Consider the following 23,900-nt stretch of genomic DNA (forward strand, 5'->3'; position numbering starts at 1 on the left):
CTGCCGACGCCCCATCTGTCTTCAGTCATGCGCCAAGGCGGACAACCATGGCCTGACTGGAACGGCGCGTTGCAACAAATGTAGGAGCGGGCTTGCCCGCGATGCGCCGCGCGGGCGGCGCTCGATCTGCTGAACAACGCCCATCCAACGCCCTGCACCAAAAACCCATACAACTTTTGCCCCTCACCCGCATCGAAGCAAAGGTAAGCACCCATCCGCTTCCAGGAGGTTCGCCATGCCGATGCGTAAAACCCTGATCCTTTCCTGCATAACGCTAGCCCTGGCCGGCTGCGCCGGTTCAGGCGACGAACACCGGGCGCCGCCCACCACCCAGCAGGTCGACCTGCAACGCTACCAGGGCACCTGGTACGAGCTGGCGCGCTTGCCGATGTTCTTCCAGCGCAACTGCGTGCAGTCCGAGGCGCACTACGGCTTGCGCGAGGACGGGCGCATCGACGTGACCAACCGCTGCAAGGAAAAGGACGGCCAATTGAACGAGGCCAAGGGTATCGCCGAGGCCCAGCAGCCTGGCAAGACCGACAAGCTCTGGGTGCAGTTCGACAACTGGTTCAGCCGCCTGGCGCCAGGGCTGACCAAAGGCGAATACTGGGTGCTGTACCACGACAAGGACTACCGCGTGGCGCTGGTCGGGCACCCGAACCGGGAGTACCTGTGGCTGCTGTCGCGCACGCCGGCCATTACCGACCAGACCCGCGAACAGCTGCTGGCGATCGCCCAGAAGCAAGGCTATGACACCAGCAAGCTGATCTGGCGCCAGGCGGAGTAAGCTGCGCCGGGTGCACACCATCGACGCCGGGCCTCAATCCGGCTAAGGTGTGCGCCCTCTCAGCATCCGAAACCTGCCACTGTCGACGCACAATGGACCTACTTTTTCTAGGCACCTCGGCCGGTGTGCCGACCAAGGCCCGCAACGTCAGCGCCACCGCGGTCATCGAAGCCAGCGGTAGCCAGTGGTACCTGGTCGATTGTGGCGAAGGCACCCAGCATCAATTGCTGCGCACGCCTTTGTCGATACGCGATCTGCGTGGGGTGTTCATCACCCATGTGCACGGCGACCATTGCTTCGGCCTGCCCGGCCTGTTGGCCAGTGCCGGCATGAGCGGGCGCACCCACCCCCTGGACTTGATACTGCCTGCTGCACTGCACGACTGGCTTCGCCTGGGCCTGGCCGCCAGCGATACCTTCCTGCCATTCGAATTGCGCTTGCTGGCAGTCGAGCAACTGACCGACTGGTGCAGCGATGCGCTGCGCGTCAGCACCGTGCAACTGTCGCACCGGGTACCCAGCGTCGGCTACGTGTTCACCGAACTCAACCCCGAGCCGCGCCTGGACGTACAGCGCCTGGACGCAGAGGGCATCCCACGCGGCCCGTTGTGGGGCGAGCTGGCCAAGGGGCATTCCGCCGAACATGCAGGTCGGGTGCTGCACGGCCGCGATTACCTGCGGGCCTCGCGGCCGGCGCGAAAGGTGATTGTCTGTGGCGACAACGACAGCCCCGAGTTGCTCGCTGAGGTCGCCAAGGGTGCCGATGTGCTGGTGCACGAAGCGACTTTCACCCAGCCGATCATCGAGCGCAGCGGGGCCACCTTTGGTCACAGCAGTGCGGCCCAGGTGGCGCGCTTTGCCGAAACGGCTGGGGTGCGCAACCTGGTGCTCACACACTTCAGTGCCCGCTACCAGCCCGACCCGCGACGCAGCCCGTGCATCGACGACGTGCGCGAAGAAGCGCTGGCGCAGTACAGCGGCAACCTGACGCTGGCGCGGGACCTGCAGCGTTATCACATTGGGCGTGATGGCTGCCTCTGTGTGGGAGCGGCTTGAGCCGCGAAGCAGGCGCCGCGGTGGATGGCACCGGCTTCGCCGGTGTTCGCGGCTGCAGCCGCTCCTACAGGAACCCCGTCAAATCAGTAAGTTAGCGTTTGGGCTTGGCCCGCGAGCAGGCCAGCACAGGCCCTAAGCAGCCAAACGCCCGCTGGCAATCGCCTCCGACGCCGCCAGCATCGCCCGCAGCAACACCGCGCAGCCTGCCGCCAGGTCCTCCGGGGTGGCGTTCTCGATTTCGTTATGGCTGATGCCATTCTCGCAGGGCACGAAGATCATCCCCGCCGGCCCCAGTTCGGCCAGGAAGATCGCGTCATGCCCTGCCCCGCTGACGATATCCATGTGCGCCAAGCCCAGGGCCTGCGCCGAATCGCGCACCGCATCGACGCAACCACGGTCGAAATACAGCGCGGGGAAGTCGGCCGTCGGGGTCAGTTCGTGGCTCAGGCCGTGCTTGGCACAGGTGGCGTCGATGACCGCACGCACGTCGGCGATCATCGAATCGAGCTGCTCGCCTTCGAGATGACGCAAGTCCAGGGTCATGCGCACTTCGCCTGGGATCACGTTGCGTGAGCCTGGGTAAGCCTGCAGGCAACCGACCGTGCCGCAAGCATGCGGTTGATGGCCTAGGGCCGCGCGGTTGACCGCCTCGACCACCGCTGCGGCGCCGACCAAAGCGTCCTTGCGCAGGTGCATCGGCGTAGGGCCGGCGTGCGCTTCGACCCCGCGCAAGGTCAGGTCGAACCACTTCTGCCCCAGGGCGCCGAGCACCACGCCGATGGTCTTGGCCTGGTCTTCAAGAATCGGCCCCTGCTCGATGTGCGCTTCGAAATACGCGCCCACCGGGTGGCCAAGCACCGCCCGCTGGCCGGCATAGCCAATGGCGTTCAACGCCTCGCCCACCGTCACGCCCTGGGCGTCACGCTTGGCCAAGGTGTCCTCCAGGGTGAACTTGCCGGCAAATACCCCCGAGCCCATCATGCACGGCGGGAAGCGCGAACCTTCTTCGTTGGTCCATACCACCACTTCCAGCGGTGCCTCGGTTTCGATGCCGAGGTCGTTGAGGGTGCGGATGACCTCCAGGCCCGCCATCACCCCGAAGCAGCCATCGAACTTGCCGCCGGTGGGCTGGGTGTCGATATGACTGCCGGTCATCACCGGGGGCAGCTTGGGGTTGCGGCCGGGGCGCCGGGCGAAGATGTTGCCGACGCCATCGACACTGACGCTGCAGCCAGCAGCCTCGCACCATTCAACGAACAGGTCGCGGGCCTGGCGGTCGAGGTCGGTCAATGCCAGGCGGCAGACACCGCCCTTGGGCGTGGCCCCCAGGCGCGCGAGCGCCATCAGGGATTGCCACAAGCGCTCACTGCTGACGTGGCGTTCGGTGGATTGCAGCACATGCTGGGCTGGGGTCATGGGTCGTGTCTCCTCAGGCGTTTTTGTTATCGGCATTCATCACAGGCTGCACTGGCCCACGCACCGCCACGGCACCAAGCGCGTAGTACAGCGCCCCGCCAAGCAGCGAACCGGTAAACCAGCCATAGTCGTAGAACCAGCTGAAACTGCTGTTGCCGATGGCCATCACGGTCAGCGCCACCGGCAGCGCGAAGGCGGCAAAGCCTGCCCAGTTCCAGGCCGGGTAGACGTCGTCGCGGTACAGCCCTGCCAGGTCCAGCTTCTGCCGGCGGATCAGGAAGTAGTCCACCACCATGATCCCGGCAATCGGCCCGAGCAGGCTGGAGTAGCCCAGCAACCAGTTGGAATAGACGCTCTCCAGGCTCAGGTCGGAAACGATCCAGCCGAGCTTCTTCAGCAGCTCATGGCCCATCAGCGCCAGGCCGATGAAACCGGTCAGCCATACGGCGCGGCTGCGCCCGATCAGGCGCGGGGCAATGTTCTGGAAGTCGTTGGTCGGCGAGACGATATTGGCCGCCGTGTTGGTCGACAGCGTGGCAATCACGATCAGCGCCATGGCCAGGGCCACCCAACCCGGGCTGTGGATCTTGCCGATCAAACTCACCGGGTCGGACACCGTTTCACCCACCAGCGATGCCGAAGCGGCGGTCAGCACCACGCCCAGCGACGCAAACAGGAACATGGTCAGCGGCAGGCCGAAGATCTGCCCCAGAATCTGGTCCTTCTGGCTCTTGGCGTAACGGCTGAAGTCCGGAATGTTCAGCGACAGCGTGGCCCAGAAACCAACCATCGCCGTGAGCCCCGCGCAGAAGTAGCTGACCACGCTAGCCCCTTCCGGTCGCTTGGGTGGCTGGGCCAGCAGCTCGGTCATCGACATGTGCGGCAACGCCCAGAACAACAGGCCGACGCCCACTGCCACCAACAGCGGCGCTGACAAGGTCTCGAGCCACTTGATCGACTCCGCACCGCGCAACACCACCCACAGGTTGAGCGCCCAGAACACCATGAAGCCGATGACTTCACCGGTGCCGCCCAAGGCCTTCCACTCAGGGAAGACCGAGCCCAGGAACAGGTGAATGGCCAAGCCACCGAACATCGTCTGGATACCGAACCAGCCGCAGGCAACCACCGCGCGGATCAGGCACGGCACGTTGGAGCCGAGAATGCCGAACGATGAGCGCAGCAATACCGGAAAGGGGATGCCGTACTTGGTGCCGGGGAATGCGTTGAGGGTGAGCGGGATCAGCACGATCAGGTTGGCCAACAGAATCGCCAGCAAGGCCTCGCCCACGCTCAGGCCGAAATAGGCCGTGAGCACACCGCCGAGGGTGTAGGTGGGTACGCAGATGGACATGCCCACCCACAGCGCGGTGATGTGCCACTTGTTCCAGGTGCGCTGGTGCACCTTGGTCGGTGCGATGTCGTGGTTGTAGCGCGGGCTGTCGAGGACGTCATTGCCTGCGGACAGCTCGAACAGGCCAGCCTGCTCGACCACTTCGGATCTGCTCTGTTGCATGGGGCCTTCTCCAGTTTTTCTAATTGTTTGCTCATCGGGCTAATGCGATGGCCGGAGTACACACACCACCAGTACTGCTCCTCCGGTCCGGCCTGGCGGTTGTGGCCGTACTCAAATTGCGTGCCGGGCAGGCCTGCGCCTGCCTGGCCGGCCGCCGCCGACCGGAGGTAATCAACTGATCTGCAAGGCATATATCCACTTCAACCGAAGGCACGGTTATTCCATCGGCTGTCGCTCACTGCGCTATGGGCCGGCCCTGGCCCCTGCGGCAGGGTTCAAACTGGTGCAACCTGGTTTTTCACAAGCGCGTCCGACGCTTCGAAGGCAGGTTTCAAGCAGCTGATTTTGCATGGAAAATCTTGACCAATTTGGCTTCTTGTCAAGTGCGTCAAAATGGTGAACAGGCTCACCATTTTGGTGAACCGAACAATAAATCCTTAAATATCAGTCATTTATTAAAGTTATAAGCTCATAAATTATTTTCTTGAACAATCCAAATTCAGCATCTAGATTTCAATCTTGTCAGGCCTGACAGGATTAACCAGCCCTCAGCCACTGGCACATAAAAACTCAAGAACCGGCCCAGACCGGTCAGCCTGCGAGGAAGACGGCATGTCCCTGTTGATCCGTGGCGCCACCGTGGTAACGCACGAAGAGAGCTACCCCGCCGATGTGCTTTGTGTCGATGGCCAGATCCGTGCCATTGGCAAAGACCTTGAAGCCCCCACCGACTGCGAGATCCTCGACGGCAGCGGCAGGTACCTGATGCCCGGGGGCATCGACCCGCACACCCACATGCAGTTGCCCTTCATGGGCACCGTGGCCAGTGAAGACTTTTTCAGCGGCACCGCTGCAGGGCTGGCGGGCGGTACCACGTCGATCATCGATTTCGTCATCCCCAACCCCCAGCAGTCGCTGCTGGAGGCCTTCCACACCTGGCGTGGCTGGGCGCAGAAAAGCGCCTGCGACTATGGCTTCCATGTCGCCATCACCTGGTGGAGCGAGCAGGTTGCCGAAGAAATGGGCGAGCTGGTCAACCACCATGGGGTGAACAGCTTCAAGCACTTCATGGCCTACAAGAACGCCATCATGGCCGCCGACGACACGCTGGTGGCCAGCTTCGAACGCTGCCTGCAGCTGGGCGCAGTACCTACGGTGCACGCCGAAAACGGCGAGCTGGTTTACCACCTGCAGAAAAAACTGCTCGCCCAGGGGCTGACCGGCCCGGAAGCACACCCGCTGTCGCGCCCCTCGCAAGTTGAAGGTGAAGCCGCCAGCCGCGCTATCCGCATCGCTGAAACCATTGGTACACCGTTGTACGTGGTACACATTTCCAGCCGCGAAGCGCTGGACGAAATCACCTATGCCCGGGCCAAAGGCCAGCCGGTGTACGGTGAAGTGCTGCCCGGCCACCTGCTGATCGATGACAGCGTCTACCGCAACCCGGACTGGGCCACTGCCGCGGGCTACGTGATGAGCCCCCCGTTCCGCCCGCGCGAGCACCAGGAGGCGCTGTGGCGCGGGCTGCAGTCGGGCAACCTGCACACCACCGCCACCGACCACTGCTGCTTCTGCGCCGAACAGAAAGCCATGGGCCGCAACGACTTCAGCCGCATCCCCAATGGCACTGCCGGTATCGAAGACCGCATGGCGGTGTTGTGGGACGCAGGGGTAAACAGTGGGCGCTTGTCGATGCATGAATTCGTCGCGCTGACCTCCACCAACACCGCGAAAATCTTCAACCTGTTCCCGCGCAAGGGCGCCATCCGCGTCGGCGCCGATGCCGACCTGGTGCTGTGGGACCCACAGGGCACGCGCACCATCTCGGCACAGACGCACCACCAGCGCGTCGATTTCAACATCTTCGAGGGCCGCACCGTGCGCGGCATCCCCAGCCACACCATCAGCCAGGGCCGCCTGGTCTGGGCCGATGGCGACCTGCGCGCAGAAGCTGGCGCCGGTCGTTACGTGGAGCGCCCGGCCTATCCCTCGGTGTACGAGGTACTGGGCCGCCGCGCCGAGCAGCAGCGCCCGACGCCCGTTCAGCGCTGAGCCACCCCGCAATGCCGTACCGGCCCCCAGAGGCCGGGCGGCGCCGTATTGCCGTTGACTGCCAAAACCAAAAAAGAAAAGAGAGGCTACAACCGTGATCGATGCCCTGAACCACTTGCCGCGCCCCCGGGCCGGCGCCGACCAGCTGGCCGAGCAATTCACCGACCTCGCGCCGCCGCTCACCGCCCGCCAGGCCGCCGTAGAGAGCGCACGTTGCCTCTACTGCTACGATGCCCCGTGCGTGAACGCCTGCCCGAGCGAAATCGACATCCCCTCGTTCATCCACCGTATCAGCGACGACAACCTGCAAGGGGCCGCCGAGCGCATTCTCTCGGCCAACATCCTGGGTGGCAGCTGTGCCCGTGTGTGCCCCACCGAAATCCTCTGCCAGCAGGCCTGCGTGCGCAACAACGCCCAGGAATGCGCGCCGGTGCTGATTGGCCAGCTGCAACGCTATGCCCTGGACAATGCCGGCTTCAGCGAACACCCGTTCAAGCGCTCACCCTCCACGGGCAAACGCATCGCCGTGGTGGGTGCCGGGCCGGCCGGGTTGTCCTGCGCCCATCGCCTGGCCGTGCACGGCCATGATGTGGTGGTGTTCGAAGCCTGTGAAAAAGCCGGCGGCCTGAACGAGTACGGTATCGCCCGCTACAAGCTGGTGGACGACTACGCCCAGCGCGAAGTGGAGTTCCTGCTCGGCATCGGTGGCATCGAAATCCGTCACGGCCAACGCCTGGGCGCCAACCTGAGCCTGACCGAACTGCGCGATCAGTACGATGCGGTGTTTCTCGGCCTTGGCCTGAACGCGGTGCGCCAGCTCGGCCTGGCCGACGAAGAGGCGCCCGGCCTGCTCGCCGCTACCGCGTATATCCGTGAACTGCGCCAGGCTGACGACCTGTCGCTACTGCCACTGGCGCAGCGTTGCCTGGTCATCGGCGCGGGCAACACCGCCATCGACATGGCCGTGCAGATGAGCCGCCTCGGCGCCCGCGACGTCAACCTGGTATACCGCCGCGGCCACGCCGACATGGGCGCCACCGGCCATGAACAGGACATTGCCAAGGCCAACCAGGTGCGCCTGCACACCTGGGCCCGCCCCGACGCCGTGCTGCTGGACGATGACGGCCGCGTACGCGGCATGCGCTTCGCCCGTACCGCATTGGCAGAAGGCCGCCTGCGCGATACCGGTGAAACCTTCGAGTTGGCCGCCGACGCCATCTTCAAGGCCATCGGCCAACGCTTCGACGAACAAAGCCTGAGCGACCCACTGGCCGCCCAACTGGCCCGCGACGGCGAACGCATCCGCGTCGACGAGGGCATGCGCACCAGCCTGCCGGGCGTTTACGCCGGCGGCGACTGTACCGCCCTGGGCCAGGACCTCACCGTCCAGGCCGTGCAACACGGCAAGCTGGCGGCGCAAGCCATCCATGCCCAACTCATGCTCAATGTGGAGGCTGCATAAATGGCCGATCTGTCTATCGTGTTCGCCGGCATCAAGGCCCCCAACCCGTTCTGGCTGGCCTCCGCGCCGCCGACCGACAAAGCCTACAACGTGGTCCGCGCCTTCGAGGCCGGCTGGGGCGGCGTGGTCTGGAAAACCCTGGGCGAGGACCCGGCAGCGGTCAACGTGTCATCGCGCTATTCGGCGCATTTTGGCGCCAACCGCCAGGTGCAGGGCATCAACAACATCGAGCTGATCACCGACCGTTCGCTGGAGATCAACCTGCGTGAAATCACCCAGGTGAAGAAGGACTGGCCCGACCGGGCGTTGATCGTGTCGCTGATGGTGCCGTGCGTGGAAGAGTCGTGGAAGTTCATCCTGCCGCTGGTGGAAGCTACCGGCGCCGACGGCATCGAACTCAACTTCGGCTGCCCGCACGGCATGCCCGAGCGCGGCATGGGCGCGGCAGTCGGCCAGGTGCCAGAGTACGTGGAGATGGTGACCCGCTGGTGCAAGACGTACTGCTCGTTGCCGGTGATCGTCAAGCTCACGCCCAACATCACCGACATCCGTCAGTCGGCCCGTGCGGCCCATCGCGGCGGCGCCGATGCCGTGTCGCTGATCAACACCATCAACTCGATCACCAGCGTCGACCTGGACCGCATGGTCGCCCACCCGATCGTCGGTGACCAGAGCACCCACGGTGGCTACTGCGGCTCGGCCGTTAAACCCATTGCGCTGAACATGGTGGCTGAAATCGCCCGAGACCCGGAAACCCGCGGCTTGCCGATCTGCGGTATCGGGGGCATCGGCAACTGGCGCGATGCTGCCGAGTTCATTGCCCTGGGCAGTGGTGCGGTGCAGGTGTGCACCGCAGCAATGCTGCATGGCTTTCGCATTGTCGAGGACATGAAGGACGGATTGGCGCGCTGGATGGACCAGCACGGGCACGCCAACCTGGAGGCATTCCGCGGCCAGGCCGTAGGGCATACCACCGACTGGAAGTACCTGGACATCAACTACAAGTCGGTGGCGCACATCGACCAGGCTGCCTGCATCGGTTGTGGGCGCTGCCATATCGCGTGCGAAGACACTTCACACCAGGCCATTGCCAGCACGTTGAAGGCTGACGGGACGCATGCCTATAGCGTGATCGAGGACGAGTGCGTGGGCTGCAACCTGTGCCAGATCACCTGCCCGGTGGAAAGCTGCATCGACATGGTCGCGCAGGACACCGGCAAGCCGTACCTGAACTGGACCCAGGACCCGCGCAACCCCTACCGCGAAGCGAGCTGAGCCCATTGGGGCCGCTGCGCGACCCATTCGCTGGCAAGCCAGCTCCCACAGGTACGGCGCCGCTCTCGATCGCTATGCAGTTCCTGGACTGCCCCAAGGGTTGGATTGGTGTCCAGCTTCTTGGGAACAGGCCATACCTGTGGGAGCCGGCTTGCCGGCGAATGGGCCGCGCAGCGGCCCCGACAGTTCAAGGCTCCAAGCCAATGCCACGCAAGATTACACACGTCACCGTCTGCACCGCGCTCTCGAACGCCATGTCCGACAGCGGTTCACCCCCATTGAGCACGGCAACCTGGTAACCAAAGTCGGCATAGTGCTGGGTCGATGCCCAGATCATGTACAGCAACGCCGAAGGCTCCACCGGCAGAATGCGCCCTTCTTCCACCCAACGGCGGATCTTGTCTTCCTTGAGCTTCGCCCAAGGCACCAGGCTGTCTTCCAGGCTCACCCCGAGCAGCGGGGCGCCATGCAGCATCTCTTCGGCCCAGATCTTCGAGCCCAGCGGCCGCGAGCGCGAATGGCCCATCTTTGCCCGGATGTAGCTGGTCAGCACCACCCGTGGGTCGTCGAAGTTCTCGAAGCACAGCGCGTCCTGCTTCCACACATCCAGCAGGTCTTGCAGCACCGCGCGAAACAGATCGTCCTTGGTGCTGAAATAGTAATGCAGGTTAGAGCGCGGCAGCTCGGCCTGTTCGGCGATATCGCCCATGGAGGTGGCGCCGTAGCCCTTCTCGGCGAACACCTTTTCAGCGGCCATGAGGATTTTTTCGATGTTGCGTCGGCGAATTTCGATCTTGTGGTTGGCCATGCCGTTCCTAGTACCCATGCACCCTTCGTAGGCGCTGGTTTGCCTGCGATGGGCCGCCGCAACGGCCCTCATTCTGCTCGCCCTTTGGTATCAGGCGCCCCGGCACTACCCACACCTCGCCCGATCCCGTACCGGGCACTGCGCCCGGTGCAGGTTCAACGCCGTATTGATGATGCCGATATGGCTGAAGGCCTGGGGGAAATTGCCGAGCATGCGCTTGCCGGTCGGGTCGTACTGTTCGGCCAGCAGGCCCACGTCATTGCACAGCCCGGTCAGGTGCTCGTACAGCGCCTGCGCTTCATCCTGGCGCCCCAACAGCACATACACGTCGGCCAGCCAGAATGAACAGACCAGGAACGTCCCCTCACCTGGCGTCAGGCCGTCGCTGCAGCGGTCGCTGTCATAGCGCATCAGCAAACCGTTCTTCAGCAGGCGCTGCTCGATCTGCTCCAAGGTGCGCAGAAACCGCTCATCCTCCACTGGCAGAAAACCGGTCAGGGCAATCTGCAGCAGGCTGGCGTCAATTTCGGTCGAGCCGTAGGCCTGGACGAAGTGCTGGCCGTGGGCATCCAGCCCGCGCTCGCACACTTCACGGCGGATCTCGTCTGCCACCTGCCGGTAATGCCGACTACGCTCACGGCCCTCTTCGGGGGTGTCGGCAAGGCCCGCCGCACGGTCGAAGGCGACCCAGGCCATCACCTTGGAATGCACGAAATGCTGCCTGCCGCCGCGCACTTCCCAGATGCCTTCGTCCGGCTCGCGCCAGATGCGCTCGACATACGGCAGGATCAAACGGGAGATCGCCGCGCTGCGCGGGTGCCGGGGCAGCCCGCCCTTGATCGCCTGGGCCATGGCGTCGGCCAGCTCGCCGTAGATATCCAGCTGCATCTGCTGCGCAGCGGCATTGCCCACGCGCACAGGCTGGGAGTGCTCGTACCCGGCCAGCCAGGGCAAGGTGTATTCCTGCAGGTCGCGCTCGCCGGCCAGGCCATACATGATCTGCATCTGCTCGGGGTTGCCGGCCACCGAGCGCAGCAGCCATTCGCGCCAGGCCTGGGCTTCGTCGAAATAGCCAAGGTTCATGAACGCCAGCAAGGTCATGGTCGCATCACGCAACCAGCAGAAGCGGTAATCCCAGTTGCGCTCATGGCCGATGCTTTCGGGCAGCGAGGTGGTGACGGCGGCGACGATGCCGCCAGTGGGTGCGTAGGTCATGGCCTTGAGGGTCAGCAACGAGCGGCGCACCTTGGCGCTGTACGGGCCGACCTCAGGGCAACGGGCGGCAAAGGCCTGCCAGTGATCAATGCTGTGTTCGAGGGCCTGTTCGATGTCACAGTCGGGCTGCACCGGCAGGTGCGAAGCCTGGTGGCGCAGGCTGAACACCTGGCGCTCACCGGCGCAAACCCGAAACCGCGCGACGGTGTGGTGGTCGCGGGCATGCGAGGGTACGGTGCTGCACAGGATCAGCCGGTCAGGGCCGGCGACCGCGCTCAGGGTCAGTGGGTCGAGCTTTTCCACCCACGGCACGCTGCGGCCGTAGTCGAAGCGCATCACCAGGTCCATTTCGAAATTGGTTTCGCCGGAAACACCCTCGACGATGCGCACCACCGAGTTGACATCGTTCAAGGGCATGAAGTCGAGTACGCGGGCGCGGCCGCTGGCGGTCACCCAGGTGGTTTCCATGACCAGGGTGTCTTCAAGGTAGGTGCGGCTGGTGTGTTCGATGGGGTCGCAGGGTGCCAGGCGCCAGCGCCCGTTTTCTTCGTTGCCCAACAGGGCGGCGAAAACAGCGGGGGCGTCGAAGCGGGGCAGGCACAGCCAGTCGATGGAGCCGTCACGGCTGACCAGGGCGGCGCTGCGGCAGTTGCCGAGCAGGGCGTAGTCTTCGATGTGGGCGGGCATGCGGTCTCCTGTGGTTTCTGAACTTGAAGGGGACAGCGTCGGCCTGATCGCGGGCATGCCAGCGATCAGGCCAGCTCAGTCACCCCAACCTGTGCCACTCACGCTTGTCGCGGGTCAGCAATTCATTGCCAGCCTCAGGCCCATCCTCACCGGCCGGGTACTCATGCACCTCGCTGTCCTGGGCCCACGCATCGAGAAACGGCTGCACTGCACGCCAGCCGTTCTCGATGTTGTCGGCCCGCTGGAACAAGGTCTGGTCGCCGGTCAGGCAGTCATAGATCAACGTCTCGTAACCGGTCGCCGGGGTCATCTTGAAGAAGTCCCTGTAGGCAAAACCCAGCTCGACGTTTTCCATCACAAGCTCCGGCCCCGGGCGCTTGGCCTGCAGGTCGAACCACATGCCTTCATTGGGCTGGATCTGGATCTTCAGGTAGTTGGGCTTGGGCCGCTCCAGCTCGGACTCGCGAAACTGCGCATACGGTGCGGGCTTGAAGCAGATGGCGATTTCGGTGTCGCGCACGCTCATGCGCTTGCCGGTGCGCAGGTAGAACGGCACGCCGGCCCAGCGCCAGTTGTCGATCATCACCTTGAGGGCCACGTAGGTTTCGGTCTGGCTGTCGGCCGCCACCCGTTCCTCCTGGCGATACCCGGCCAGGTGCTTGCGGCCCTGCTTGCCGGCGGTGTACTGGCCACGCACGGAGTTTTTCAGGGCCATCTTCGCCGACCAGGGGCGAATGGCGCCGATGACCTTGGCCTTCTCGCCCCGTACGGCGTCGGCGCCGAAGGCTGCAGGCGGCTCCATGGCGACCATCGCCAGCAGCTGGAACAGGTGGTTGGGCACCATGTCGCGCAGGGCGCCAGTGGTGTCGTAGAAACCACCGCGGCTCTCGACACCGACCGTCTCGGCGGCGGTGATCTGCACATGATCGATGTAGTGGTTGTTCCAGAACGACTCGAACAGGCCGTTGGAGAACCGGCTGACCAGGATGTTCTGCACGGTTTCCTTGCCCAGGTAGTGGTCGATGCGGTAGATCTGCCGCTCGCTCATCACCTTCAGCAAACAGGCGTTGAGTGCCTCGGCGCTGGCCAGGTCGGTGCCGAATGGCTTCTCCACCACGACCCGGCGAAAGCCCCCGCCAGACTCATCCAGCAAGCCTGCCTCGCCCAGGCGCTGCGCCACTTCAGGAAAGAACCGCGGCGAGGTGGCCAGGTAGAAGATGGCGTTGCCGTGGCTGGTCTTGTCGATGCGCTTGGCCAGCGCCGCGTAGGTGGCCGGGTCGAGAAAATCGCCCGTCTGGTAGTCCAGGCGCTTGGCCAGGCGTGCCCAGAGTTTTTCGTCCAGGCCCTTGGCCGCGCCCTCGCCGCCCTTGTCACGCTCACGCATGAAGTCGTGCAGGCGCTGGGCGAACGCCTCGGCGGTGGCGGCGTTATGGTCGACGCCGACGATGCGCAGGTTGCGGTCAAGCAGGCCATCGCGGCTGAGGTTGTACAGCGCCGGCATCAGCAGGCGCTTGACCAGGTCACCGTTGGCGCCGAACAGGAACAATGTGCAAGGCGGAGCAGCAGGTATGGTCTTTTGGGTCATTGGCCTTTTTTCTCGACGTGGCCACCGAAGCCCAGGCGCATGGCCGAGAGCACTTTGTCGCCGTAGGTGCCCTGCTGCTGACGCGAGCGGAAACGCGCGAACAGCGCACTGGACAGCACCGGCACCGGCACCGCCTGTTCGACGGCCGCGTCGATGGTCCAGCGGCCCTCGCCACTGTCGGACACCGAGCCGCTGAACTGCGCCAGTTGCGGGTCGGCCACCAGGGCATCGGCGGTAAGGTCGAGCAACCAGGACGTAACCACGCTGCCCCGGCGCCACACCTCGGCGATTTCGGCAACATTCAGGTCGAAGCGCTGTTCTTCGGGCAGCTCGTTGCCGCCCTTGCTGCGCAGCAGGTCGAAGCCCTCGGCATAGGCCTGCATCAGGCCGTATTCGATGCCGTTGTGCACCATCTTCACGTAGTGCCCGGCACCGGGCGGGCCTGCGTGAATGTAGCCGTGCTCGGCACGGTCGTGCTCACCCTCGCGGCCCTGGGTCCGCGGGATGTCGCCCACGCCCGGCGCCAAGGCCTTGAACAGTGGTTCCAGGCGCTCGAACACGTCTTTCTCGCCGCCGATCATCATGCAGTAGCCACGGTCCAGGCCCCACACACCGCCGGAAGTGCCGACATCCAGGTAATGCAGCCCGCGCTTGGCCAGTTCGGCGGCGCGGCGCATGTCGTCCTTGTAGAAGGTATTGCCGCCGTCGATGATCGCATCGCCCGGCTCCAGCAGCTCGGCCAGCTGCGCAATGGTCTGCTCGGTCGGCTCGCCCGCCGGCAGCATCACCCACACCGCGCGCGGCGCTTTCAGTTTCTGCACCAGCGCGCCCAGGTCGTGGGCGCCTTGGGCGCCCTCGCCTTCCAGTGCGGTGATGGCTTCACGGTTGCGGTCGTTGACCACCGTGCGGTGACCGGCGCGCATCAGGCGCCTTGCAATATTGCCGCCCATGCGGCCCAGCCCGACGATTCCCAGTTGCATGAGCCGATGCTCCCCTTGATAAATGAATGACAACTCAGTCCAGCGATTCAGATTAGTCCAGCGCAGCGCCCGAGGGTTCAGCGACGAACGGCAAGACAACGTTAAACAAAAAAGTTCCCATGGTCGCAGAAAGAATTCAGAATGCGCGCCGCGTGAAGCGTCTACGCTTTAACTGTCACCAGCCAAAACTGCGAGGTGTATACATGGGTACCTTGATGCCTGCCACCCCCACCCAGACCCTCTATGTCTCCGTACGCCGTGATGAACTGCGCAAACTGAAAGACGAACGTGAACTGCTGCGCCAACAGGTCGCTCAGTTGCACATGCTGCTGGAGCAAGCGCGCTCCGGCGACAAAACCGTCAGCCTTTAAAGGTATTGCTCATACGGTGGGAGCCGAACGCTCCCACCCCGCTCATCCAGGCTGATCAGCCACGCACCACGTTAGGGCATCCTCCCCGCCTACGCCACAATACTGCACACCTCAAAACACCCCGCGCCCCACCTTCGATCACCCCATTCACATCCCGTCACACACGCCAACGTTTGCGTCTATCTCGCGTCATAACGAAAGTGACCAATGGGTCACCTTTTTATCTCCCTCTCTCCTACACTCAGCTTTCGGCCCGGCATTTGCTCATAGCAAGAGCGACGTAAAAAAGTCGAACTTTTGCAAATGGGGGCGGGTCAGCAACTAAGTAGGCCAATCGCATCGGGGCATCCCACGCCACGGCCTGCCACCCCAACCAGTCCAATCGCTTTCGGCCGGAATGCCGATCGCGCCGTGCATGTGCGCACGACCTTGGGGCAAGGACCGCAACAAGACGACAAGCAATAGAGATAACCAGAACGATATAGAACAACGGGTGCCAGCACCCGGCATAGGATAGGGACGGAGAGAAGTATGATCAGTGCCGCTGTCGAACCTCACGTAGATTCATTCAAACCGGAAAACCGCGAACCGCTCACCCCGGAGTTCGCCACGACAGGCAAGGCACCCGGCGCCCAGCGCCAGCACAACCCGAACAAACGCAAGATCCTCTTCGTTACCTCGGAGATCGCCGACCTGGTCAAGACCGGCGGCCTGGGCGATGTATCCGCGGCGCTGCCAAGGGCGCTGGCGCACCTGCACGATGTGCGTGTGCTGATACCGGGCTACCGCCAAGTGATGGAAAGCGACAACCCCATTCACATTGTCGGCGAACTCGGTGGCCACGCCGCCCTGCCGCCGTGCAAGATCGGCCGCATGGACATGGCTGATGGCCTGGTCATTTATGTACTGATCTGCCCCGAACTGTACCAGCGCGACGGCTCTCCCTATGGCGCCAACAACGGTCGCGACTGGCCCGACAACCACATCCGCTTCGCCCGCCTGGGCCTGGCTGCTGCCGAGATCGCCGCTGGCGAGGGCAAGATCCACTGGAAGCCCGAAGTGGTGCACGCTCATGACTGGCCTGCCGGCTTGGCCCCGGCCTACATGCACTGGCGCGGGCTGAACACGCCGACCCTGTTCACCATTCACAACCTGGCTTACCAGGGTGTGTACAGCCGTGCCTGCAGCCCGGAACTGGCGATCCCCGACCACGCCATGCAGCAGGAAGGCATGGAGTTCTACGGCAAGCTGTCGTTCCTCAAGGCCGGCCTGGCGTACTCCAGCCACATCACTACCGTCAGCGCCACCTACGCCCGCGAAATCACCACGCCGGAATTCGGCTGTGGCCTGGATGGCTTCCTCGCCAGCAAGGCCCAGCAAGGCCTGCTTGGTGGCATCCCCAACGGCATCGACGAGAGCTGGGATTCGGCCACCGACCAGCACCTGCAGCACAATTTCAGCATCAACGACTGGGACGGCAAGGCACGCAACGCCGAAGCAGTGCGCCGCCTGTTCGAGCTGGAGCCCTCCGAAGGGCCACTGTTCGCCGTAGTTTCTCGCCTTGTGTTCCAGAAGGGCCTGGACCTGACCCTGGGTGTCGCCGACTACATCGTCGAACAGGGTGGGCAGATTGCGATCATCGGCCGTGGCGAGCCGGAAGAAGAGCAGGCCATGAGTGAACTGGCCGTGCGCCACCCGGGCCGCATCGGTGTGCGGATCGGCTTCAACGAGACCGACGCCCGGCGCATGTTCGCCGGCAGCGACTTCCTGCTGATGCCGTCGCGCTACGAGCCCTGCGGCCTGAGCCAGATGTACGCGCAGCGTTTCGGTTCGCTGCCCGTGGCACGCAACACCGGCGGGCTGGCCGACACCATCGAGAACGGTGTAACCGGCTTCCTGTTCGATGAGTCCACGGTGGAAAGTTACCGCGAAGCGCTGGGCCGTGCCTTCTACGTCTACGGCAAGAAGAACCTGCTCAATGCCATGCGCTGCCTGTCGATGACCCAGCCGTTCAACTGGTGCCAGGCAGTAGAACCCTACGCCCGCCTCTACGAGGACCTGGTCAAGCAGACACAACTCAGCCACTACTGAGCAGGGGGTGGAAGATGCACAGGCATGGCGCACACTTAATGGACGCCACGTCGGCGCGCTTCGCCCTGTGGGCGCCGGATGCGCGCAACGTGAGCTTGGAATTGGAGGGGCAGCCGCCTGTCGAGCTGCTGCCCGAAGGCGATGGCTGGTACACGGCGGTTGCCGCGTGCCAGGCCGGCGCCCGTTATCACTATCGCATCGACGGTGAGCTGCAGGTGGCCGACCCGGCCTCGCGCTTCCAACCCGAGGGCGTACAGGGCCCGAGCCAGGTGGTGGACACCCAGGCCTATGCCTGGCAACACCCCTGGCAAGGCCGCCCCTGGCACGAAGCGGTGATTCAGGAGCTGCACGTCGGTGTACTCGAAGGCTACCCCGGCGTTGCCCGGCACCTGCCACGCCTGGCCGAGCTGGGCATCAGTGCCATCGAGCTGATGCCCCTGGGGCAGTTCCCTGGCGAGCGCAACTGGGGCTACGACGGTGTGCTGCCCTATGCACCGCAACATACCTACGGCAGCCCGGAGCAGCTGTGCGCGCTGGTCGACAGTGCCCACGGTGAGGGCCTGATGGTGCTGGTGGATGTGGTCTACAACCACTTCGGCCCAGACGGCAATTACCTGCACCAGTACGCCAGCCCGTTCTTTCGCGAGGACCGGCAGACGCCCTGGGGCGCTGCCATCGATTTTCGCCGCCCCGAGGTGCGCGAGTTCTTCATTCAGAACGCCCTGATGTGGCTGTGCGACTACCGCTGCGACGGCCTTCGCCTGGACGCCGTGCACGCCATCGACCAGCCCGACTTTCTGGTCGAGCTGGCGCAGCGGGTGCGCGCCGCAGTGGCGCCGGGCCGGCAGATATGGCTGGTACTGGAAAACGAGCACAACCAGGCCTCGTTGCTGGGCAAGGGTTTCGATGCCCAGTGGAACGACGACGGCCACAACGCCCTGCACGTACTGCTTACCGGCGAAACAGAAGGGTATTACGCCGATTACAAAGAACAGCCGATCACCCAGCTGGCCCGGTGCTTGTCCGAAGGCTTCGTCTTTCAGGGCGAGCCCAACCGCCACGGCACGCCACGCGGCGAACCCAGCGGGCACCTGGAGCCCAGTTCATTCGTGTTGTTCCTGCAAAACCATGACCAGATCGGCAACCGCGCCCTGGGCGAACGCCTGACCCGCCTGTGCCCGCCCGCAGCCCTGCGTGCGGCCACCGGCCTGCTGCTGCTGTCGCCGATGATCCCGCTGCTGTTCATGGGTGACGACGATGGCAGTTGCCGGCCGTTCCTGTTCTTTACCGATTTCCACGATGAATTGGCCGACGCCGTGCGCGAGGGCCGACGCGGCGAGTTTGCCCACTTCACGGCATTTGCCGACCCCGAGCAGCGCGAGCGCATCCCCGACCCCAACGCCGAGCAAACCTTCGAGGCTTCACGGCCGCAGCGCCAGGAAGTCATCGCCGGCTGGCACGGCCTCTATCAGCAACTGCTCCACCTGCGCCAGCGCCACGTCATCCCGCACCTGCCCGGCAGCCGTGCGCTGGGCGCCGAGGTACTGGGCGACAAAGCGCTGACCGCATGCTGGCGCCTGGGCAACGGCAATACCCTGCGTATCGACCTGAACCTGGCCGCCACGCCACAGCCGGCCGAACTGCCCGCCGCCGAAAACCGCCTGTTCGACAGCAGCGACACCACGCACCCCGACACCGCGCTGTCCGCATACAGCTGCGTGGTCAGCCTGCTTGCACCTGGCCAGGAGAGCCCATGAGCGAAACCGCACTGCACCGTCTGGCCGCCCACGTCGGGCTTGCCCGCGACTGGGTCGATGCCAACAACAGGCCTCAACAGGTAGCTGATGAAGTACTGCGCAAAGTGCTCGAAGGCCTCGGCCACCCGGCCAGTGACGACAACGCCATCGACAGCAGCCTGCGGGCGGTGGAAACCGCTGACGACAGCGAACACCTGCCACCGCTGCTGACGGCCGACCTTGGCCAGCCACTGGCGCTGGGCCGCTACTTCAGCGCAGGTAGTACTGCGCATTGCACACTTGAAGATGATAGCCGGCAGGCCTTGACCCTCGACGCCCAGGCACGCCTGCCCGGCGAGCTGCCCATCGGCTACCACCAGGTAGACGTCGACGGCCGTGCCTTCACCCTGGCCGTGGCCCCGCCGCGCTGCTACAGCCTGGACGATGCCGTCGAGCAACCACCACCCCGCTGCTGGGGCCTTGCGGTGCAACTCTACAGCCTGCGCCGCCCCGGTGATGGCGGCTACGGCGACTGCCTGGCCCTGGAGCAACTGGCACGCACCGCCGCCGAACGCGGTGCCGATGCCCTGGCGATCAGCCCCATCCATGCGCTGTCGGCCATCGACCAGCAACACTACAGCCCCTACTCCCCGTCCAGCCGCCTGCTGCTCAACACCCTCTACGCCAGCCCCGCCGCTCTGCTCGGTGAGCGTGCCGTGCGCATGGCCATCGAGGCCGCGGGGCTTGAGCAGACGCTGGAAGACCTGGAGCAGCAGCCCCTGGTCGATTGGCCCCGGGCCGCCGACGCCCGCCTGCGCCTGCTCGAAGCCCTGTACCAGGACTTCAGCCAGGGTGATCACCCGCTGCGTACCGACTTCGACAGCTTTCGCGAAGCCGGTGGCCAGGCGCTGGAGCACCACTGCCGCTTCGAAGTGCTGCAGGCGCAAGCCGTGGACCATGGCCAGGGCGCCGACTGGCGCAACTGGCCGAGCGCCTGGCACGACCCTTACCACCCCGAAGTCGAAGCCTTCGCCAGCGCATACCCGGCCAAGGTCGAGTTCCACGCCTTTTGCCAGTGGCTTACTGACCGTAGCCTGCAGCGTGCGCAAGAAGCTGCACGCAGCAATGGCATGGCGGTCGGCCTGATCGCCGACCTGGCAGTGGGCGCCGACGGTGCCGGCAGCCAGGCCTGGAGCCGCCAGGATGAGCTGCTGGCCAACCTCAAGGTCGGTGCCCCGCCCGACATCCTCAACCGTTCCGGGCAGGACTGGGGTATCTGCGCCTTTTCCCCCGAAGGCCTCAAGCGCAACGGCTACCGCGCCTTCATCGAGATGCTGCGGGCCAACCTTGCGCATGCTGGCGGCCTGCGCATCGACCATGCCATGGGCCTGCGCAGGCTGTGGCTGATCCCTCGCGGCTGCAAACCCAGCGAAGGCGCCTACCTGCACTACCCGCTGGAAGACCTGTTGCGCCTGCTGGCCCTGGAGTCGGTGCGGCACCAGGCGATCATCCTCGGCGAAGACCTCGGCACGGTGCCCGAAGGGCTGCGCGAACAGCTGGCCGACAAGGCCGTGCTGGGCATGCGCGTGCTGCCCTTCGAGCAAACCCAGCCTGGCCGTTTCACGCCGATCCTCGACTGGCCGGACAATGCCCTGGCCACCACCGGCACCCACGACCTGGCGCCGCTGGCCGGTTGGCTGCAAAGCCGCGACATCGACTGGAGCCACCGCCTGCAACTGATCGATGCCGACACCGAACAGCATTGGCGCCAAGCACGGCAAAAAGAAAGTGACGGCCTGCGCCGCACCCTGCAAGCCAGTTACGGCCCACAAAAGGACGACGAGCACGTGATCGACGCCGCAATCCGCTACATCGGCCACACCCGCGCACCGCTGGTGCTGATCCCGCTGGAAGACCTGCTCGGCAGCGACGAGCAACCCAACCTGCCTGGCACCACCGAAGGCCACCCCAACTGGCGCCGGCGCTTCGCCGCCCCGGTGCGCGACCTGCTCGACGATGAAGCCGCCGCGCGCCGCCTGGAGCTGCTGGCCCAGGCCCGTGAACAAGCCTGGGAGCGTGACCGATGAAGCCGTTGACCGCTACCCAGCGCCTGCAATTTCACAGCGATTTCACCCTCGACCATGCCCTGCCACTGGTGCCCTACTTCGCCCAGCTTGGCATCAGCCACCTGTACGCCTCGCCGATCCTCAAGGCCCGGGCAGGTTCGCGCCACGGTTACGACGTGGTCGACCCGACACAGGTCAACCCGGAACTTGGCGGTGAAGCAGCCCTGGAGCGGCTGGTGGCCGCGCTGCGCCAGCATGGCATGGGGCTGATCCTCGACACCGTGTCCAACCACATGGCCGTCGGCGGCGCCGACAACCCGTGGTGGCAAAGCCTGCTGGCGTGGGGACGGCGTAGCCCGTACGCCGAATTCTTCGACATCCAGTGGCACTCCAGCGACCCGCTGCTGGCCGGCCAACTGTTGCTGCCCTTCCTCGGCAGCGACTATGGCGCGGCCTTGAAAAACGGCGACATTCCGCTGCAGTTCGACAAGCAGCACGGTGTGTTGCAGGTCGCTCATCACGAGCACCGCTTCCCGATCTGCCCGATCGATTACGGCTGGATTTTGTCCCTGAGCCCAGAGCCGGCCCTCAAATACCTGGCCGAGCATTTCACGGCGCTGGCCGATGCGGCCGAGCCACTGGCCGCCGCCGTTGATCTGCAGCGTGAACTGGCGCGCCTGGTGCGCGACGGCGCGGACCTTGAATCCGCGCTGGTGGCCTTCGACAGCCGCAGCGAAAGCGGCCTGCAGCGCCTGCACCTGCTGCTCGAACGCCAAACCTACCGCCTGGCCAGCTGGCGCACCGCCGCCGACGACATCAACTGGCGGCGCTTCTTCGACATCAACGAGCTGGGTGGCCTGCGCGTAGAGCGCTCGGTGGTGTTCGAGGCGACCCACGCCAAGCTGTTCGAGCTGATCGAGCGCGGGCTGGTGGATGGCCTGCGCATCGACCATATCGACGGCCTGGCCGACCCGCGCGGTTACTGCCGCAAACTGCGCCGCAGGGTCGAGGGGCTGCTTGCCAGGCGCCCGCTGAATGCGGCGCTGGAACATTTCCCGATCTATGTCGAGAAGATCCTTGGCGTCGACGAACACCTGCACCGCGACTGGCTCACCGATGGCACCACCGGCTACGAGTTCATGAACCAGGTGTCCTTAATGCAGCATGACCCGGCTGGCGAAGCACCGCTGACCGAGCTATGGGCCAACGTCAGCGAGCGCCCAGACTTTGCCGAAGAGGTGCGCCAGACCCGGCACCTGGTGCTCAACGCCAGCCTCGCCGGCGACTGCGAGTCGGTGGCCCAGGCGCTGCTGCAGGTTGCCCGCGACGACCTGATGACCCGCGACCTGACCCTCGGGGCGATCCGCCGAGCGTTGCAGGCACTGGTCAGCCATTACCCGGTGTACCGTACCTACTTCAACGCCTGCGGGCGGCCGGCTGAAGATGAAACGTTCTTCCAGCAGGCCCTGACCAATGCCCGCCAGGACCTCGCCGAAGCCGATTGGCCGCTGCTCGACCAGCTCGAACGATGGCTCGGTGGCGAACCTTGGCGCAAGCTGCCGCCCGGCCGCCCGCGCAAGCACTTGCGCCATGCCTGCGTACGCTTCCAGCAACTCACCGCACCCAGCGCCGCCAAGGCCGTCGAAGACACCGCCTTCTACCGCTCGGCGCGGCTGCTGTCACGCAATGACGTGGGCTTTGAAGCCGAACGCTTCAGTGCCAGCGCCGAGCACTTCCACAACGAGGCCCAGCGCCGCCTGCGCGACTTCCCCGACAACCTGCTGGCCACCGCCACCCATGACCACAAGCGCGGCGAAGACACCCGCGCACGGCTGGCTGTACTGAGTGAACGTGGGCCCTGGTTCGCCAGCCGGGTGGAACACTGGCGCGAGCTGGCAGCGCCCTTGCGCGAGCAACTGGACGACGGCCCGGCACCGAGCCCAGGCGACGAGTTGCTGCTGTTGCAGACGCTGCTGGGCAGTTGGCCGCTGAACCTTGACCTGCACGACGACAGCGCCCTGCAGCAGTACGCCGAACGCATCCGCCAATGGCAGCAGAAGGCCCTGCGCGAGGCCAAACTGCGCAGCAGCTGGAGCGCGCCGAACGAGGCCTACGAGGCCGTCTGCGCCGCGTATGTGGATGGCCTGTTGCTCGACCGTGAGAATCACCAACTGCGCCAGTCGCTGGCTGACGCTGCGCAACTGATCGCCTGCCCCGGCGCCCTCAATGGCCTGGTGCAAACGCTGCTGCGCACCACCGTGCCCGGCGTGCCCGACCTCTATCAAGGGGCCGAATACTGGGATTTCAGCCTGGTCGACCCGGACAACCGCCGCCCGGTGGACTACGCTTGCAGGCGTCGCACCCTGGACGACGCAACGCCCGCCGCAGAGCTGCTCGCGCACTGGCGTGACGGCCGCATCAAGCAAGCGTTGCTGGCCCGGGTGCTGGACTGCCGCCAGGCCCACGCCGAGTTGTTCCGGCGCGGCACCTACCTGCCACTGACCGTGCAGGGCCGGCATGCCGACAAGGTGCTGGCGTTTGCCCGGCTGGGTGAAGAACACCGCGCCATCGTCGTCGCCCCACGCCTGGCCAGCGGCCTGCTGGGCGGCGCTGCAATACCGTTGATCCCGGCACAGAACTGGGACGACACCCGGGTAATTCTGCCGTTTGCCTTGTCGCCCGCCAACTCGATGGGACTTTTCCCAAGCGCGGTGGTCAGCCCTTCAAAGGAGCTGATGTTAAGCGCCGTGCTGTCGGAATTTCCGGTCAATGTGTTGATACAACAATCTTGAGCATCA

The 23,900-nt window shown here is 64.9% G+C and carries 16 protein-coding genes; 10 read left to right on the top strand and 6 right to left on the bottom strand.

What is annotated here, in order from left to right; genetic code table 11:
* Nucleotides 1-235: 235 nt before the first annotated feature.
* Nucleotides 236-787 (top strand): lipocalin family protein, encoded by a 552-nt coding sequence (locus tag ACNQPL_RS01595; RefSeq protein ID WP_346612102.1) that lies wholly within the window; start codon nucleotides 236-238, stop codon nucleotides 785-787.
* 92 nt (nucleotides 788-879) lie between these two features.
* Nucleotides 880-1,842, top strand: coding sequence for an MBL fold metallo-hydrolase (locus ACNQPL_RS01600; RefSeq protein WP_416465526.1), 963 nt, complete (start codon nucleotides 880-882; stop codon nucleotides 1,840-1,842).
* Between the two features lie 132 nt (nucleotides 1,843-1,974).
* On the opposite strand, the gene ACNQPL_RS01605 is transcribed toward ACNQPL_RS01600, so the two are convergent.
* Both ACNQPL_RS01605 and ACNQPL_RS01610 read right to left on the bottom strand, forming a co-directional pair.
* The gene (locus tag ACNQPL_RS01605; RefSeq protein ID WP_346612100.1) at nucleotides 1,975-3,258 is read right to left on the bottom strand and encodes a Zn-dependent hydrolase; all 1,284 of its coding nucleotides are present in this window, start codon (nucleotides 3,256-3,258) and stop codon (nucleotides 1,975-1,977) included.
* 13 nt (nucleotides 3,259-3,271) lie between these two features.
* The gene (locus ACNQPL_RS01610; protein ID WP_387531143.1) at nucleotides 3,272-4,774 is read right to left on the bottom strand and encodes an NCS1 family nucleobase:cation symporter-1; all 1,503 of its coding nucleotides are present in this window, start codon (nucleotides 4,772-4,774) and stop codon (nucleotides 3,272-3,274) included.
* Nucleotides 4,775-5,386: 612 nt separating this feature from the next.
* Between ACNQPL_RS01610 and hydA the strand changes: the two genes are divergently transcribed.
* The 3 genes from hydA (at nucleotide 5,387) to preA (ending at nucleotide 9,563) form a co-directional block, all read left to right on the top strand.
* Complete coding sequence (gene hydA / locus ACNQPL_RS01615; protein WP_346612098.1) at nucleotides 5,387-6,826, top strand: dihydropyrimidinase; 1,440 nt, start codon at nucleotides 5,387-5,389, stop codon at nucleotides 6,824-6,826.
* A 94-nt stretch (nucleotides 6,827-6,920) separates the two neighbouring features.
* Nucleotides 6,921-8,288 (top strand): NAD(P)-dependent oxidoreductase, encoded by a 1,368-nt coding sequence (locus tag ACNQPL_RS01620; protein WP_416465528.1) that lies wholly within the window; start codon nucleotides 6,921-6,923, stop codon nucleotides 8,286-8,288.
* Nucleotides 8,289-9,563 carry an NAD-dependent dihydropyrimidine dehydrogenase subunit PreA gene (gene preA / locus ACNQPL_RS01625; RefSeq protein WP_387531137.1) on the top strand — a complete coding sequence of 425 codons (1,275 nt, stop codon included), beginning with the start codon at nucleotides 8,289-8,291 and terminating at the stop codon, nucleotides 9,561-9,563. It abuts the gene before it with no gap.
* Nucleotides 9,564-9,750: 187 nt separating this feature from the next.
* Here the strand turns inward: preA and ACNQPL_RS01630 are convergent, their stop codons facing one another.
* The 4 genes from ACNQPL_RS01630 to gnd all read right to left on the bottom strand — a co-directional run bounded on the left by ACNQPL_RS01630 (nucleotide 9,751) and on the right by gnd (nucleotide 14,937).
* Entirely contained in the window at nucleotides 9,751-10,371 is a 621-nt protein-coding gene (locus ACNQPL_RS01630; protein ID WP_387531135.1) for a TetR/AcrR family transcriptional regulator, read from the bottom strand.
* Between the two features lie 105 nt (nucleotides 10,372-10,476).
* Nucleotides 10,477-12,273 (bottom strand): glycoside hydrolase family 15 protein, encoded by a 1,797-nt coding sequence (locus ACNQPL_RS01635; RefSeq protein WP_416465530.1) that lies wholly within the window; start codon nucleotides 12,271-12,273, stop codon nucleotides 10,477-10,479.
* Between the two features lie 79 nt (nucleotides 12,274-12,352).
* The gene (gene zwf / locus ACNQPL_RS01640) at nucleotides 12,353-13,858 is read right to left on the bottom strand and encodes a glucose-6-phosphate dehydrogenase (protein ID WP_416465532.1); all 1,506 of its coding nucleotides are present in this window, start codon (nucleotides 13,856-13,858) and stop codon (nucleotides 12,353-12,355) included.
* Nucleotides 13,855-14,937 (bottom strand): phosphogluconate dehydrogenase (NAD(+)-dependent, decarboxylating), encoded by a 1,083-nt coding sequence (gene gnd, locus ACNQPL_RS01645; protein ID WP_346612092.1) that lies wholly within the window; start codon nucleotides 14,935-14,937, stop codon nucleotides 13,855-13,857. The genes zwf and gnd overlap by 4 nt, the downstream gene beginning before the upstream one ends.
* A gap of 104 nt (nucleotides 14,938-15,041) precedes the next feature.
* Here gnd and ACNQPL_RS01650 point away from each other — a divergent pair, with 104 nt between their 5' ends.
* From ACNQPL_RS01650 to ACNQPL_RS01670, 5 genes are all read left to right on the top strand, one after another.
* On the top strand, nucleotides 15,042-15,209 hold the full coding sequence (locus ACNQPL_RS01650; RefSeq protein ID WP_346612091.1) for a DUF6026 family protein: 168 nt from the start codon (nucleotides 15,042-15,044) through the stop codon (nucleotides 15,207-15,209).
* A gap of 531 nt (nucleotides 15,210-15,740) precedes the next feature.
* Nucleotides 15,741-17,300 carry a glycogen synthase GlgA gene (gene glgA, locus ACNQPL_RS01655; RefSeq protein WP_346612090.1) on the top strand — a complete coding sequence of 520 codons (1,560 nt, stop codon included), beginning with the start codon at nucleotides 15,741-15,743 and terminating at the stop codon, nucleotides 17,298-17,300.
* Between the two features lie 14 nt (nucleotides 17,301-17,314).
* Complete coding sequence (gene treZ / locus ACNQPL_RS01660; RefSeq protein ID WP_416465535.1) at nucleotides 17,315-19,057, top strand: malto-oligosyltrehalose trehalohydrolase; 1,743 nt, start codon at nucleotides 17,315-17,317, stop codon at nucleotides 19,055-19,057.
* A complete protein-coding gene (malQ, locus tag ACNQPL_RS01665) occupies nucleotides 19,054-21,123 on the top strand; it encodes a 4-alpha-glucanotransferase (protein ID WP_416465537.1) in 2,070 nt (689 codons plus the stop codon). Before treZ ends, malQ begins: the two co-directional genes overlap by 4 nt.
* Entirely contained in the window at nucleotides 21,120-23,894 is a 2,775-nt protein-coding gene (locus ACNQPL_RS01670) for a malto-oligosyltrehalose synthase (protein WP_416465539.1), read from the top strand. The genes malQ and ACNQPL_RS01670 overlap by 4 nt, the downstream gene beginning before the upstream one ends.
* Nucleotides 23,895-23,900: the final 6 nt, after the last annotated feature.

It is taken from the genome of Pseudomonas sp. LFS044, assembly GCF_047978245.1.
Lineage (GTDB): Bacteria > Pseudomonadota > Gammaproteobacteria > Pseudomonadales > Pseudomonadaceae > Aquipseudomonas.

What these genes read in the sequence shown, in the direction of transcription:
- ACNQPL_RS01595 (WP_346612102.1), top strand. Translation starts at nt 236, where the DNA reads ATGCCGATGCGTAAAACCCTGATCCTTTCCTGCATAACGCTAGCCCTG.
- ACNQPL_RS01600 (WP_416465526.1), top strand. Translation starts at nt 880, where the DNA reads ATGGACCTACTTTTTCTAGGCACCTCGGCCGGTGTGCCGACCAAGGCC.
- ACNQPL_RS01605 (WP_346612100.1), bottom strand. Translation starts at nt 3,258, where the DNA reads ATGACCCCAGCCCAGCATGTGCTGCAATCCACCGAACGCCACGTCAGC.
- ACNQPL_RS01610 (WP_387531143.1), bottom strand. Translation starts at nt 4,774, where the DNA reads ATGCAACAGAGCAGATCCGAAGTGGTCGAGCAGGCTGGCCTGTTCGAG.
- hydA (WP_346612098.1), top strand. Translation starts at nt 5,387, where the DNA reads ATGTCCCTGTTGATCCGTGGCGCCACCGTGGTAACGCACGAAGAGAGC.
- preA (WP_387531137.1), top strand. Translation starts at nt 8,289, where the DNA reads ATGGCCGATCTGTCTATCGTGTTCGCCGGCATCAAGGCCCCCAACCCG.
- ACNQPL_RS01630 (WP_387531135.1), bottom strand. Translation starts at nt 10,371, where the DNA reads ATGGCCAACCACAAGATCGAAATTCGCCGACGCAACATCGAAAAAATC.
- ACNQPL_RS01635 (WP_416465530.1), bottom strand. Translation starts at nt 12,273, where the DNA reads ATGCCCGCCCACATCGAAGACTACGCCCTGCTCGGCAACTGCCGCAGC.
- zwf (WP_416465532.1), bottom strand. Translation starts at nt 13,858, where the DNA reads ATGACCCAAAAGACCATACCTGCTGCTCCGCCTTGCACATTGTTCCTG.
- ACNQPL_RS01650 (WP_346612091.1), top strand. Translation starts at nt 15,042, where the DNA reads ATGGGTACCTTGATGCCTGCCACCCCCACCCAGACCCTCTATGTCTCC.
- glgA (WP_346612090.1), top strand. Translation starts at nt 15,741, where the DNA reads ATGATCAGTGCCGCTGTCGAACCTCACGTAGATTCATTCAAACCGGAA.
- treZ (WP_416465535.1), top strand. Translation starts at nt 17,315, where the DNA reads ATGCACAGGCATGGCGCACACTTAATGGACGCCACGTCGGCGCGCTTC.
- malQ (WP_416465537.1), top strand. Translation starts at nt 19,054, where the DNA reads ATGAGCGAAACCGCACTGCACCGTCTGGCCGCCCACGTCGGGCTTGCC.
- ACNQPL_RS01670 (WP_416465539.1), top strand. Translation starts at nt 21,120, where the DNA reads ATGAAGCCGTTGACCGCTACCCAGCGCCTGCAATTTCACAGCGATTTC.